The 13,380-nt window shown below is 49.2% G+C and carries 14 protein-coding genes and 1 pseudogene; 12 read left to right on the top strand and 3 right to left on the bottom strand.

The annotated features are described in order from the left end of the window. Position 1 precedes the first annotated feature (1 nt). On the top strand, positions 2 to 595 hold the full coding sequence (locus tag BJP58_RS13915; RefSeq protein WP_113061516.1) for a TetR/AcrR family transcriptional regulator: 594 nt from the start codon (positions 2 to 4) through the stop codon (positions 593 to 595). A gap of 180 nt (positions 596 to 775) precedes the next feature. On the opposite strand, the gene BJP58_RS13910 is transcribed toward BJP58_RS13915, so the two are convergent. Continuing rightward, a complete protein-coding gene (locus tag BJP58_RS13910; RefSeq protein ID WP_194544384.1) occupies positions 776 to 1,177 on the bottom strand; it encodes a secondary thiamine-phosphate synthase enzyme YjbQ in 402 nt (133 codons plus the stop codon). A 188-nt stretch (positions 1,178 to 1,365) separates the two neighbouring features. Between BJP58_RS13910 and cysT the strand changes: the two genes are divergently transcribed. From cysT to BJP58_RS13890, 4 genes are read left to right on the top strand one after another with little or no spacing between them, the layout of a single operon-like run. Beyond that, complete coding sequence (gene cysT / locus BJP58_RS13905; RefSeq protein ID WP_071222617.1) at positions 1,366 to 2,181, top strand: sulfate ABC transporter permease subunit CysT; 816 nt, start codon at positions 1,366 to 1,368, stop codon at positions 2,179 to 2,181. Then, positions 2,178 to 2,975 (top strand): sulfate ABC transporter permease subunit, encoded by a 798-nt coding sequence (locus tag BJP58_RS13900; RefSeq protein ID WP_071222618.1) that lies wholly within the window; start codon positions 2,178 to 2,180, stop codon positions 2,973 to 2,975. Before cysT ends, BJP58_RS13900 begins: the two co-directional genes overlap by 4 nt. A 1-nt stretch (position 2,976) precedes the next feature. Beyond that, the gene (locus BJP58_RS13895) at positions 2,977 to 4,041 is read left to right on the top strand and encodes a sulfate/molybdate ABC transporter ATP-binding protein (protein WP_194544383.1); all 1,065 of its coding nucleotides are present in this window, start codon (positions 2,977 to 2,979) and stop codon (positions 4,039 to 4,041) included. A 35-nt stretch (positions 4,042 to 4,076) separates the two neighbouring features. Beyond that, entirely contained in the window at positions 4,077 to 5,135 is a 1,059-nt protein-coding gene (locus BJP58_RS13890; RefSeq protein WP_194544382.1) for a sulfate ABC transporter substrate-binding protein, read from the top strand. A 223-nt stretch (positions 5,136 to 5,358) separates the two neighbouring features. Here BJP58_RS13890 and BJP58_RS13885 read toward each other — a convergent pair whose 3' ends face one another. After that, positions 5,359 to 5,925 carry a GNAT family N-acetyltransferase gene (locus tag BJP58_RS13885; RefSeq protein ID WP_194544381.1) on the bottom strand — a complete coding sequence of 189 codons (567 nt, stop codon included), beginning with the start codon at positions 5,923 to 5,925 and terminating at the stop codon, positions 5,359 to 5,361. A 189-nt stretch (positions 5,926 to 6,114) separates the two neighbouring features. On the opposite strand from BJP58_RS13885, the gene BJP58_RS13880 reads away from it, so the two are divergent. The 6 genes and pseudogenes from BJP58_RS13880 to BJP58_RS13860 all read left to right on the top strand — a co-directional run bounded on the left by BJP58_RS13880 (position 6,115) and on the right by BJP58_RS13860 (position 11,630). Next, entirely contained in the window at positions 6,115 to 7,395 is a 1,281-nt protein-coding gene (locus BJP58_RS13880) for a serpin family protein (RefSeq protein ID WP_194544380.1), read from the top strand. Between the two features lie 112 nt (positions 7,396 to 7,507). Then, complete coding sequence (locus tag BJP58_RS13875) at positions 7,508 to 8,536, top strand: TIR domain-containing protein (protein ID WP_113061508.1); 1,029 nt, start codon at positions 7,508 to 7,510, stop codon at positions 8,534 to 8,536. Then, complete coding sequence (locus tag BJP58_RS13870; protein ID WP_071222624.1) at positions 8,533 to 8,769, top strand: hypothetical protein; 237 nt, start codon at positions 8,533 to 8,535, stop codon at positions 8,767 to 8,769. Before BJP58_RS13875 ends, BJP58_RS13870 begins: the two co-directional genes overlap by 4 nt. A gap of 194 nt (positions 8,770 to 8,963) precedes the next feature. Next, a complete protein-coding gene (locus tag BJP58_RS13865; RefSeq protein ID WP_194544937.1) occupies positions 8,964 to 9,701 on the top strand; it encodes an MBL fold metallo-hydrolase in 738 nt (245 codons plus the stop codon). A gap of 393 nt (positions 9,702 to 10,094) precedes the next feature. Next, positions 10,095 to 10,229 (top strand): hypothetical protein, encoded by a 135-nt coding sequence (locus BJP58_RS33910; RefSeq protein WP_258394733.1) that lies wholly within the window; start codon positions 10,095 to 10,097, stop codon positions 10,227 to 10,229. Positions 10,230 to 10,285: 56 nt separating this feature from the next. Then, positions 10,286 to 11,630 (top strand): annotated as a pseudogene (locus BJP58_RS13860) (IS3 family transposase). A 328-nt stretch (positions 11,631 to 11,958) separates the two neighbouring features. Here the strand turns inward: BJP58_RS13860 and BJP58_RS13855 are convergent. Then, positions 11,959 to 12,369: a GNAT family protein gene (locus BJP58_RS13855; RefSeq protein WP_194544379.1), complete on the bottom strand. Its 411-nt coding sequence runs from the start codon at positions 12,367 to 12,369 to the stop codon at positions 11,959 to 11,961. 220 nt (positions 12,370 to 12,589) lie between these two features. Between BJP58_RS13855 and BJP58_RS13850 the strand changes: the two genes are divergently transcribed. Continuing rightward, positions 12,590 to 13,351, top strand: a complete 762-nt coding sequence (locus BJP58_RS13850; RefSeq protein WP_071222627.1) for a TioE family transcriptional regulator — start codon at positions 12,590 to 12,592, stop codon at positions 13,349 to 13,351. Positions 13,352 to 13,380 lie beyond the last annotated feature (29 nt).

Genomic DNA, 13,380 nt, shown 5'->3' with positions numbered 1-13,380 from the left:
TATGGCAAGAAGAGCAGTCGAACGCGAGTTGTCGAGAGAGCGGATACTGGAAGCAGCCAGGCATTTGTTCATAACCAAAGGATACAGGGCCATATCGATGCGAAGCATCGGGCAGCATCTGGGTTATAGCCACGGCTCCCTGTATTATCATTTTAAGGAAAAGGCGGAGCTTTTCTACGCCATTGTCATGAAGGACTTTAATGATCTAAGTGATTTGCTGTTGGAAGTCTCGGGAAAGCCTCCCTGTGACGGGGTATCGAAGCTGGAGCAGCTGATGCTGGAATTCGTTCGTTTCGGTCTGGATAATCCTTATCAGTACGAAATCATGTTCATGATTCGGGACGAAGAGCTGCTGTCCTACTGTCGCTCTGAGCAGGGACGCTGTTTTGAAATGTTTGCTATGCTGGTCCGTCAGTATTTGCTTGAGGAGAATTACAGTGAGGAAGAACGGCGAACCGTTCCGTTGACTTTGTTTTTGTCGCTGCATGGATTTATATCGTATTATATTCAGGACAGAATTGGTTTTGATGAGATTAAACCAGCAGCTCTTACCCATATCAAAGTGTTATGCCGGAGTTTGTACAGCAGGGTCTGATGTTTAAATACGGTCAAAACGTGCAGCTTGATGCTTCAATCCGTTACAACGATCTAGCGTTGAAACGTCAATCACTTAATGAATAAAACACAGACAGGTCCACGCCCCCTAGCATGTGCCTGTCTGCTTTTTGTGCTGTTATACATACGCTGGCGTCAACATAACATCTTATTTAAGGGATTATCCTTCCATGATCTTCACATGATACTGGCGCTGCCTCGGTCCGTCGAATTCGCAGAAATAAATGCCCTGCCAACGTCCGAGGAGCAGGTGCCCGTTCTGAATGATCACGGTCTGGGAAGGGCCGCAGGTGATCGATTTGAGGTGGGAAGCGGTGTTGCCCTCCGCATGGCGATACTTGGGATGATTCCAAGGATAGACCTCATCGAGCGACATCAGGACGTCCCGTTTCACATCAGGATCCGCATTCTCATTGATGGCAATCCCCGCCGTCGTATGCGGGCAATAGATCAGGACCGTTCCCTGCTGGACCCCGCTTTGTTTCACGTAGGAGTGGATCTCCCTTGTAATATCCCTCATCTCATCACGACCTTGCGTTTCCAATTCACCGGTATACAGCATGTAGAATACCTCCTCATTTTTCACCATTTCTTTTATTTTACCCGATAAAGTGCAAAAGATGGATTGACGATGGGATTCCGCTTTTGGTAAAGTATGTGTAAAGAAAACCAAGTATACAAATAGGAAATATAAAGATGGTTTGCGAAAGTGTCGACCGGAATGCCATCCGGAGGCGGGAGGGATACGAGATGACAACATGGATTCGTCATAAAGGTTGGACTTGGGGATTTCGAAGTACCGTACTGCTTTATTTTCTTGCCTTGATCGTACTGCCGATCTTTGGGGTATATGTGCAATCATTCTCTGCAGGATGGAGTCATTTTACGGAGAGCATTATGGATCCGATCGCGTGGAAGGCTGTGCTGCTTACCATCAAGCTGGGCGTCATCTCTACTTTCATCAACGTGCTTATCGGAACGATGATTGCATGGGTGCTTATACGATATAAGTTTCCGGGAAGGACGCTGCTGAACAGTCTGGTCGACCTGCCCTTTGCACTGCCGACAGCCGTTGGCGGTCTGATGATATTACTGCTGCTGGGCCCCGGGAGCTTTCTCGGTGGTTTGGCAGAGAAATTGGGTTTTGAAATTGTATTCCACCAGCCCGCGATTGTGATAGCGATGATGTTTGTCACGTTTCCGTTTGTCATCCGTGCGGTTCAGCCGCTGCTGGAGGAGCTCGACCCGCTGGAGGAAGAAGCGGCATATACGATGGGAGCTTCCAGGACGAGAACCTTTTTCAAAGTCATCCTGCCGTCGATGCTGCCCGGGATTATCAGCGGAGGAATGCTGGCATTCTCAAGGGCATTAGCCGAATTCGGGGCCGTTGTCTTGGTGGCCGGCAACATTCCGGGAAGAACACTGATTGCCTCGGTTTTTATTTTTGGTGAGGTCGAGAGCGACAATCCTGCTGGAGCGGCTGCGGTATCTATTCTGCTCCTTACCCTCTCATTCATCATCCTCTGGGTGATCAATGCCGTACAGCAGAGGGGGAGACGAGTTTGAGACGTCTGTGGATCGGACTTACGTACGCCGTATTTATTATTCTGTTAATCATCCCCCTGTCCCGAATTGCGATCGGTGCGTTTGATAAAGGGCTGAGCGGGTTTGCCGAAGGTTTGTTCAGGCCGGAAGCCTTGCATGCCCTGATGATGACGGGGCTTATAGTGGTATTCGTTACGTTCTTCAATGCGTTGTTTGGCATCATGATGGCGTTGTACCTGGTACGGGCGAATTGGCTGAGCCGAAAGATCAAGGGCATTCTGAACAGCATTGTCGATTTGCCCTATGCGGTATCGCCGGTCATTGGCGGTTTGATGATTGTACTGCTGCTCGGACCCGACAGCATCATCGGCGGTTTTTTTGAAGGGATCGGGTTTAAAGTGGTATATGCTTTCCCGGGTATGGTAATCGCCACACTGTTCGTCACGTTTCCGCTCATGGTTCGTGAGGTCATGCCTGTATTGCAGGAAATTGGAAATGATCAGGAACAGGCGGCAGCGACGCTGGGGGCTTACGAATGGACAACGTTCCGAAAGGTAACATGGCCTTCCATCCGGTGGGCTGTCGTATATGGCCTGGTACTCACGGTGGCCCGTTCATTGGGCGAGTTTGGTGCGGTGCTGGTGGTGTCCGGTAATATCATGAATAAAACTCAGACGGCGACAACGTTAGTATATCAGGATGTGGAGAATTTTAACGTGGCTGCGGCGAATGGCGTCGCATTGGTATTGGCTGCCTTCTCGGTAGGACTCTTGCTGCTGATGGAATGGGCCAAAAAAAGAAAGGATGTGCATTGATATGCATGTGGAGGTTCGCGATCTGAACAAGCATTTTGGTACGTTTCATGCCGTCAAGGATGTCAGCTTCGAGATTGAGAAGGGACATCTGATTGGACTTCTGGGGCCCAGCGGAGGCGGCAAAACCTCCATCCTGCGCATGCTGGCCGGGCTTGAGAATCCGGACTCCGGGCAAATCTCCTTTCATGGCCAAGTGGTTAATGATCTGCCGCCGCAGGAGCGCGGAATCGGCTTTGTATTCCAGAACTATGCCTTGTTTAAGCATATGACCGTGTTTGATAACATCGCTTTCGGCTTGAAGGTGAAGAAGACTCCCAAGGCCATAATCAGGGACCGGGTAATGGAATTGGTGGAGCTGACCGGCTTAAAAGGTTTCGAGAGCCGCTATCCGCACCAGTTATCGGGCGGACAGCGTCAGCGTGTAGCCTTTGCCAGAGCGCTGGCGCCCGAACCGCAGCTGCTCTTATTGGATGAACCGTTCGCTGCCATCGATGCGAAGATCCGCCAGGAGCTTCGCTCCTGGCTTCGCGAGCTGATCGAGCGGGTCGGCATTACGTCGATTTTTGTTACGCATGACCAGGATGAGGCGATTGAAGTCGCGGATGAAATTATGATTATTAATCAGGGGCGCGTGGAGCAGAAGGGAACGCCTTGGGATATTTACAAGGAGCCGAAGACGCCGTTTGTCGCTTCATTCATAGGCGAATCCACCGTGATTTCGAGCGCGGCCGAGCTGAAGGGATTTGAGGCAGCGGCTAACAAGAATGCGACGCGTGCGCTGATTCGTCCGGAATATATCGAGATTGGAAGCAAGCATGATTTCAGCGTGTTGTCCGCAACGGAGACGGGGATCGTCCGTCATCTGCATTTCCGCGGCAGCGAATGGCTGGTGGAGGTGGAGGTTAAGGGACATAAGCTGATCACCTACCGTTCACTGGAGAAGGAAACGCTGTACCCGGGTCAAGAGGTCCGGGTTCTCGTTCACCGGGCTTATCTCTTTAATGAAGAGCACAGCTGGATCGAGGAGAATCGATTGAAGGTCGACCCGATGCCAATTATGATCTGATGGTTCTAAATATCCGAAGGGAAGTGGATTCATTCATGCGGATCTTAAATATGAAACGCACCTCATTCCTGCTGGTTGGCATGGCGCTTCTCTTCAGTTTTTTTATGGCAGGATGCGCCAGTGATTCGCCGGATCGCGAAGAAGTGATATCCCGAGCGGGAGAGAGAACGATCGTTCTGGGCGCGTACAGCGTGGCCAGAGATGCCCTGTCCGAGATCATCCCTGCTTTTCAAGCGCAGTGGAAGGAGCAGACGGGAGAAACCATTCGGTTTCAGGAATCCTACGAGGCTTCCGGAACACAAGCTCGTGCCATCACGGGCGGATTTGAGGCCGACGTAACGCTGCTTGCCATGGAAGGGGATGTCGACAAGCTGGTTCGGGAAGGGCTTGTGGACCCGGAGTGGAAATCTCAGCCGTATAACGGCATGGTGACACGATCGATTGTCGTTCTCGGCACGCGCGAGGGAAATCCGAAAGGAATACGGGATTTTGACGATCTGACCCGATCGGACGTCAAGGTGCTGTATCCGAATCCGAAGACCTCGGGCGGCGCCCAGTGGGACATTAACGCGATCTACGGCGCGGGGCTGAAACTATCGGAAGAGAACGGAAAGCGTGATCCTGCCGAAGCGAAAGCTTTCCTTGAAGCGGTTCACCGCAATGTGGAATCGCTCGATAAAAGCGGGCGGGCTTCCATGGCGGCTTTTGAATACGGGGTCGGCGACGTGATCGTCACGTATGAGAACGAGCTGCTCGCCCGGATTGCCCAAGGCGTCCAATATGATATCGTTGTGCCGCAGCACACGATGCTGATCGAGAATCCGGCTGCAGTCGTCGAGCGTTTCGCTGAAAAACACGGCACGCTGGATGTATCGGCAGCTTTCGTAGAGTACTTGCGCACGCCGGAGGCGCAGAGCATATTCGTGAAGTATGGGTTCCGTCCAGTTGAAGAATCGGTGTATGAACAGACGAAGGATCAGTTTTCCAACCCGCCGGGGTTATTCGATATCGAGTATCTGGGTGGATGGGATCAGGTGCGCGAGACGCTGTATTCCAAGCGCGGAGTCTGGTATCAGGTGCTGGCCGGTCTATGATGCTCGCGGCAAACGGGAGCGATTGAGGGTTCATGAGGGTCAGTCGCGTGCTGAGCTGCGTTTCGTACATGGTCCGTCGATCAAAAAAGACAAAAAAGCGAGCCGTCCAGGATCTCCTGGCCGGCTCTTATTTGTATATATAGAACATTAAGCGATGATCTGAATAACGCCTCATGTACTGGAAGTTTTCCATGTAAACGGATGGTGCCGTACAATCCTTGCCCTACACGCTCAATTTCCGCGCTTCCCATTCTTCGCGCAGAATGCCCATGCGAATGGAATCGTAGTAAACGCCCTCGTAATATCTGCACTTTCGCATACGGCCTTCGAGCTGCATGCCAACCTTCTCCGCGCAGCGCATCATTCTCGGATTGCCGGACCAGGTGGTGATGCCGACACGAGCGATGGTGAGATTTTGAAACAGGCATTCCACCCATAGCGACAGCGCTTCCGTGCCGTATCCGCCGCTCCAATGGCTCGGATCGTAAATCAGGATGCCCGCTTCCAGCCAGCGTGAGGCTTCATGCTCCCAATAGAACGTGACGATGCCAATCGTCTTTCCCTCTGCTTCGATGAGCAAATCACTCGGAAATTGATCGGTTTCGAAGTCGGCGTTCCACTGCGTTTCAAATATTTCGTAGGAAATCTGCTTGAGCGAGAAATAAGGAGCGTCGTATTTTTTCCATTCCGGATTCTTCGTGCCATAGATCAGATTATATAGAACCGGGGTATCCTCGGGTTTCCTGGATCTTAGCGTCACATTGCTGCCTTCAAGGCGAATTTTTTGCATATGTAGAAATTCCTTTCGCTCTGTATTCTGTACATGCTTAAGTACGGTCCGGGTTCTCTACATTGTAACGGTGAACAAGTTGGTTGCCAACTAAATTTGGATAAATGATCCTTTATATGAAACATTAGGTGACGCCATTCCGTCAATAGCAGATAGACAAAGAATTTGAGATTGAAGGGGGACAAGGATATGCGAAAAAGGATGATATTCTCGGGCCTATGTTTACTTATGGGGCTTACCGCTTGCGTTCAGGGCAGCGATATCCAGTCAGGGGAACCGCAAGCCATGGTGGATAAGCTGCCCAAAGTGAAGGAATTGTCGGCTGAGGAACGTAAAGAGGTATTGACCAAGATTGATACCGGCATGGTGGAAGCGCAGAATGATTTTGGCTTACGATTGCATCAGGCGTTAGCGAATAACCCGGAGTACAAAAGTGATAATCTGATTATTTCCCCGTATAGCGTTACGCAAGCTTTGGCACTGGCCTATAACGGGACAGCGGGCGGTACGGCCGCCGAGATGTCCGACGTACTTGGTTGGAAGGGCATGAATGTGGCTGATATCAACGATGGGAACCGCCAGCTGCGATCATTGCTGGAGAACGGGGGAGGCGTCGTGCTGAATGTGGCCAATTCCGTTTGGCACCAGCCAGGCCTTGAGATGAAGAAGACGTATTTGCAGGCCGTTAAGGATAGCTATCGTGCTGAAGTTAAGGAGGCCGACTTGTTGCATGCCGATGCAATGGATGCCATAAATCGGTGGGTGAACGACAAGACGAGCGGCATGATTCCTTCGATATATGATAAGCCTCCGGGCGGCGTTGCGGTTCTGATCAATGCCATTTATTTTAACGGCGGGTGGACGGACGAATTTGATCCGGCGAATACCGTGGATGAAGAATTCACGCTTTCTGACGGCACCACTCAAAAAATTCCGATGATGAAGCGGGAAGGACGATACGGTTACAAAGAAGGGGAGTCCTGGCAGGCGATCCGCATTCCTTATGGAGATGGCCGCATGCATATGCTGGTCATCTTGCCGAAGGAATCCTCATCCATGGATGAGCTGCAGCAGCAGCTGTGGAAGGATGCGTCCGTCTGGAAAGGTGATTTCCCGCATGAGACCATCCAGCTTGGGCTGCCCAAATTCAAGGTGGAACAGACCTTCGAGCTCCCGAATGCGCTTCAAAGTTTGGGGATGATTCAGGCATTCGACAGAAATGCAGCTGATTTTAGCGCCATGGCAGCCGATGGAGAGAAATTTTGGATTGATAAGATAAAACACAAAACCGTAGTTGATGTCAGCGAAAAGGGAACAGAGGCTGCTGCAATTACAGCAGTCGGGATCGAGACAACTGCTGCTCTGACCTCCCAGCCGATCGTCATGAATGTTGACCGCCCTTTTTTCTTTGCCATTGAAGATCGGGACACCGGCACATGGTTATTTATGGGGTCTGTTTTGAAACCTTAGCATATACTATACCAACATGCGCCTGCCATAATTTTCACCCAAAAATAGGCAACTTTGTTATAATGGTCGAATAAGACTAAAATGTATAACAAAGGGAGAATAGGATGTGCCTATGACCATACCGAAGCCGAATTTATTCATAGGTTCTTCCAGAGAGGCCATCAAGTATGCAAGGGCGATCCACGAACAGCTCAAACGGTCCGCCCAAGTGACACCTTGGTACGGCGGAACGTTCGGGGCGAACCTGTATACGATGGAAGCTTTGGAGAAGCAGCTGGCGTCCAGTGATTTTGGTGTGTTCGTCTTTTCTCCGGATGATGTGGCACTCATTCGAGGCAAACATGTATTTGTTACCCGCGACAACACGCTATTCGAGATGGGACTGTATTGGGGAAGGCTCGGGCGGCGAAGGGTGTACTGCATCATCCCGGATCAGGTGGAGGCAGACAGCAGTTCCGTTCAAGACGTGATCGTTAAGGATTACCATCTACTCTCCGACCTGCAGGGCTTAACGCTGCTCGAATATGAACTGCGAAGCGATGACGATTACAAATCAGCCGTCGATGTCGCTTGCGGGCATATACTGAGCGCGATCGAAACCGAAGGGTTCTACAACAACCCGAGCACCGTGATTGAACAGAAGGATGCGGAACTGAGGCGCAAGCAAAGCGTGCTGCATTTTTTCTGGGAATATAACCGAAATGTGCATGTGAGTGATGAAGCGGAAAAATATCATGCACTGAGTGAAGCTGTCCGAAATTCCTTGCTCCCGCCGGCTGCAGGGGATTTCAGGGTGACCGGGGCCGCCTTCTGGGGCCGAAGAGATGAAGGCATTGCCCAAATTGGGGGTAATGTAGGTAGAGGACGGTATTTCCCGTTCGATGGGAGTAAGGAACATTCGCCAAGTAACCAGTCGATTTACGTGATAGATGTCTATAATAGTGGAAAATGGGCATTTTATCACGAAGAGGAAGTTGCGCAGGTGTATGTGTTCTGCTATCCTTTAGGTGTAAATCATGTATTGTCCGTGCATTTTACGGGACATGAGATTCTTACGGATGAAGATCTCGCGGAGGTTGTAGAACAGAATCGTGAGCTGCTTCGTACCATCAGGCATTTAGTTGGAGGGGATTCGTCGTGAGCAGGAATGAGAAGAAGAGAACGTCAGGTCATCCGCAGGGGTCCGCCAATGGCAGCAGCTGGGTGGTTCGGGGACCCGTACCGATGATGAGTACGCTGAAATCCCGGAAGCGCTCGGTTAGACGCCCAAGCAAGAACAGTGTATATGTTGGTCCTTCTGTGGAAGGTGTAGATAAGAAATACGTCAAGGTCATCAGCGGAGCTGTTGACGATAATAAGCCCTCATTTGCTTAATGAATTGCTATGATACCGTTTAAGACGAAATGACGAAAGACCGTTCGGGATGATCCGGGCGGTCTTTGTTTTTTCTTCGTGCGCTTATACAATATAGGGACAAGGTTTACGCAAACAAGAACAAATCTATAAACACAAATGGGGGATGTCGTGTGAGCGGGGATACATTGACTTTTTTGGGAACGGGAGATGCCATGGGCGTTCCGCGGGTATATTGCGATTGTGAGGTATGCACGGAAGCCCGGAATACGGGGATCAATCGGCGTTTGCGCTCTGCCGTTATGGTGGAGTGCGATGAAACGTGCTTCATGATCGACTGCGGCCCGGATTGGCGCTCCATGATGGAGGAGCTGGGAAAGCGGAAGATGAGCGATATGCTGATTACGCACGCCCACTTTGATCATATCGGCGGTCTTCCGGAATGGAGCGATGCCTGCAGATGGCAGAGGGAAAAGGGACGGTTATACGCCCCTGCCGAGGTGCTGGAGCAGATTGTAAGGCAGTATCCATGGCTCCCGCGACAGATGGAGATGACGCCAGTCGATGATGGATTTTCACTGGGCGGTTGGGAGATTTCCTGCTGGAAGGTAAACCATGGACAGAACGGATATTCTTATGCATACCGGTTTCAGAAGGACGGGTACGTCTGGGTATACAATTCCGACTCGATTAATCTGAGCCCTGCGGAAAAGGAACCGCTGAATGGCGTGGATTTGCTGGTCCTCGGAACCAGCTTTGTTCATGAAACCGCCAAATTTGAGACGCGCTCCGTCTATGATATGAAGGAAGCGGCAGAGCTGCTCGCCGAGGTGAAGCCTCGCCAAACGGTGTATACCCATATGTCTCATGACGTCGACGTTCGGAAGGAGCTGCCTCTTCCGGAGGGAGTCCGCGTGGCGAGGACAGGGATGACCGTGAGTCTAAGCAAGTGAAAAAAATATGATGGACTTGATACGGATGCATACAGCGCCGATTACAATGCAACCTGGGCTAAAGATGTGAACTTGGCTAGATAGGCACTGGGAGAGATCCAAAAGACAGCTAATAACATTATCCGCGAGATCGATCACTTGAACAGAGAACGTATCCAGGAAGTTATTAAAGAGAAATCATTCCTGGTATGGATGTAGTTATAGAAGTAGCCGTAGGGTTCTATGAAACGAGACGAGCCAAAGGTCCGCGATAAGTCCAATGTAGTTGAACTCCCAAAAACTAATCCAGGGCCAGAACTAGAAAGATAAATACCCTGATTATGGTATAATAGAGAAGACAAAGTAACCGGTGGGATGTTGACACGGCGAAGCTACCCGAAAGGGGGCGACGCTGTGTCACTTGATCTTTTGGTGAAGATTCTGGATGTGCTACTAAAAGTGGTTGGTATTTTTGCTGGCCTGAAGACTTTGCATGGTAGCGGAAAACAGAAGAAAACACGTAAAGACAAGAAAAACCACCGGCGATAGGTGAACTGCACCCCAATTGTTAGACACCATCTAACATTGGAGGTGCAGTTTTTTCTATGGCTAATTTTAGTTCGGACGAAAAATTACAAGCAGTTATGCGTTATCAAAATGGATCAGAAAGCATGAAATCGATTGCGAAATCACTAGGACTCCATCATACTGTCCTTTTACATTGGATTAGACAATATGAGCATCATGGTGAAGAAGTCTTTAAAAAGCGCTATACACCGTATTCTGTACAGGATAAACTAGACGTACTTCATTATATAAAAGAACATGGGACGTCTATTAGAGAGGCAGCTGCAGTATTTAATATTGCGAGTCATAGTACCATTCTAAGCTGGCAAAGAAGCTTAGAGTTACATGGAATAGATGCCCTACAACCAAAGAAAAAGGGGCGTTCATCCATGAAAAAGGATCCAAAACAACTGAATGATCAAAAGTCTGTAAAGGGGTCGGTAGAGGCTTTACAGAAAGAGATAGAACTTTTGCGTATGGAGAATGCTTATTTAAAAAAGTTGAATACCTTAGTTCAAAACAAGGAAAAATCACCAAACAAGACAAAGCGCAAGTAGTCTATGAACTAAGGAACGAATTTTCGGTGAAAGCACTCCTCCAGCTCGCAGATATCCCACGTAGCACGTATTACTACTGGGTGAATACATTCGGTATGCCGGACAAAGATTCTGAGTTAAAGGACGTTATTCAAGCGATTTATGAGGAGCATCAGGGGCGTTATGGTTATCGCCGTATTCGAGACGAGTTAATGAATCGCGGTCACCATGTGAATCACAAAAAGGTGCAGCGTTTGATGAACGTGTTGGGATTGAAGTGTCTAGTACGCATGAAGAAATATCGTTCATATAAAGGTTTGGTTGGCAAGATTGCATCAAACATTCTAGAGCGTAACTTCTCCGCTGAAAGCCAAATGAGAAGTGGGTAACGGATATAACAGAGATTAAATTATTTGGAGAAAAACTGTACTTATTCCCCGTGTTAGATCTTTTTAATGGGGAGATTATTACGTATACGATCGGTTCAAGACCCGTCTATTCCCTTGTTTCAACCATGCTAGATCAAGCATTCGATCGACTAACGGATGAAGATACTCTTCTGATTCATTCTGACCAAGGCTGGCATTACCAGATGAAACAGTATCGTCATGCCCTCGAACAACGCGGTGTTAAGCAAAGTATGTCCCGTAAAGGTAACTGTTACGACAACGCGGTCATTGAGAACTTTTTTGGAATCATAAAATCTGAGTTTCTATATATTAATGAATTTGAAAGTATTGAGCAGTTTAAACAAGAACTTTCTACATATATCGATTATTACAATCACAAGCGAATTAAAGCAAAACTAAAAGGCATGAGTCCGGTACATGCCCAACAAATTGCCTAATAAAATAATATGTCTAACTTTATGGGGTCAGTTCATAGGTTGGCTCCCTAACCGGTGGTTTTTCATTTCGTATGAATCTCTCGCCGTGGGTAGCCCACTGGCCTTTGTTAAAAGTCACGATGTATCGAGCATCGTGACTTTTATTATTTTACGCTTCCTATATATTGATTATACCACAATAGAAACAATCCGGAACAGCCGTTTCATGAGTCAATATTGATTTATCAACAATTCGAGGACTATTTGAATAATGAAAGAAAGCGAGATGCAGCGGAAACAATTCGCAGCCCAGTGAGATGCCATACACAGGTTTGAAGGCCCCGCTCTCTTACACAGACCTGGCCATGCCGTATCGATCAGGGTACAGCAGCTTGAAGCCGGCATGTTGGTACAGCTTGATTCCGGGCACGTCGGTGATGACGGTGACCTCGGCTCCGCTTGGCGCTATTTTTGCCAGCCGGGAGAGCAGCTCGGACACGATCATCTCTTCAACCCCTTGATCAAGGTGGGAGTCCGCAACCATAATATCCACCAGTTGAAAATAGAAAGCGCCATCCCCTACGACCCTTCCCATCCCGATCAGCCGGTCATTGTCGTCTCTGGCCAGAAGGGACAGCACGCTGCGGTTTAGCGCTGTTGCTATGGCCGAAATCTCAACCTCAGGCAGCCCTGCAGCTGCTTTTAGATCCATGTATTCTTGATTCTGTGGAAACTCCTCGGTTATGTGCACGTTCATCATAATCAGCCTCCCGCGGTTAATAATAAGTTCATCTTGCCTCTACACCACTCAATATACAACATTGATGCAAGTGAGAAGATGTCTTGCAGCGGATCCAACCATGTCGAGGATGTCATCCAATAAATCTTCTCATAGCACTTTAATGTTTTAATTTAAGGTTTGCCAATGGCTTGCGATTCTGGTAAAGTAGGTTCTCAATCGTGATTGGGGAGGGAACGGCATGCATTACTACAAGCCGAAAGATATCGCCAAAGAGCTGCAAATCAGCACGAGTGCTTTAAGGCATTATGAATCTTGGGGAGTGGTACCCCCTCCTGCCCGGAACGAGAAGGGCTACCGTTTATACACGCAAATGCACATGGCTTACTTCCGTTGTCTGCGCGCCATGTTTCCGGGCTTTGGGTACGCGGTTACTTATGATGTGATTCGCCACATTCAGAAGAGGGAGATGGATGAAGCCCTCTGGCTCGTGAATGGGGAGCAGGTCAAACTGTTGCAGGAAAAAAACATTGCAGACGAAACGCTTGCCTTGCTCGAGAATCCCGAACTTAACATCATCAAGGATAAAAAGCTCAAACCCCATATGACAATCGGCGAGGTCGCCGAACTGACCAACGTGGAATCGTCCGCCATCCGTCACTGGGAGAAGGAAGGCTTGATCACCCCGGATCGAAACCCCGAGAATGGATATCGGCTGTATACCCCGTCGCAAGTCAGGCAGATTTTGCTGATCCGCTCGCTCAGGCGGACCGTATATTACTTGGAGAGTATCAAGGAGATTATTCAGGCCGTGGAGCATCAGAGCATTGAACAGGCCCAAAAAATGGTTCGCGAAGCGTTGTCCGTCATCCATCAACGGAATCTGCAGCAATACAACGGCATTCATAAATTGATGGAGCTGTGCATGGAGGTTGGCCTGCTGGAGTTCAACGATGCGGCGCTTCTGAAGCCGATTCTAACGTTTAACCCGGATCGGGAATGACGGACAAGCCGCGAAGGCTCTGCGCCGTC

Source organism: Paenibacillus sp. JZ16 (assembly GCF_015326965.1).
Lineage (GTDB): Bacteria > Bacillota > Bacilli > Paenibacillales > Paenibacillaceae > Paenibacillus_AQ.
Note: the sequence above shows the minus strand (reverse complement) of the source record. Positions and strands in the feature narration are given on the sequence as shown.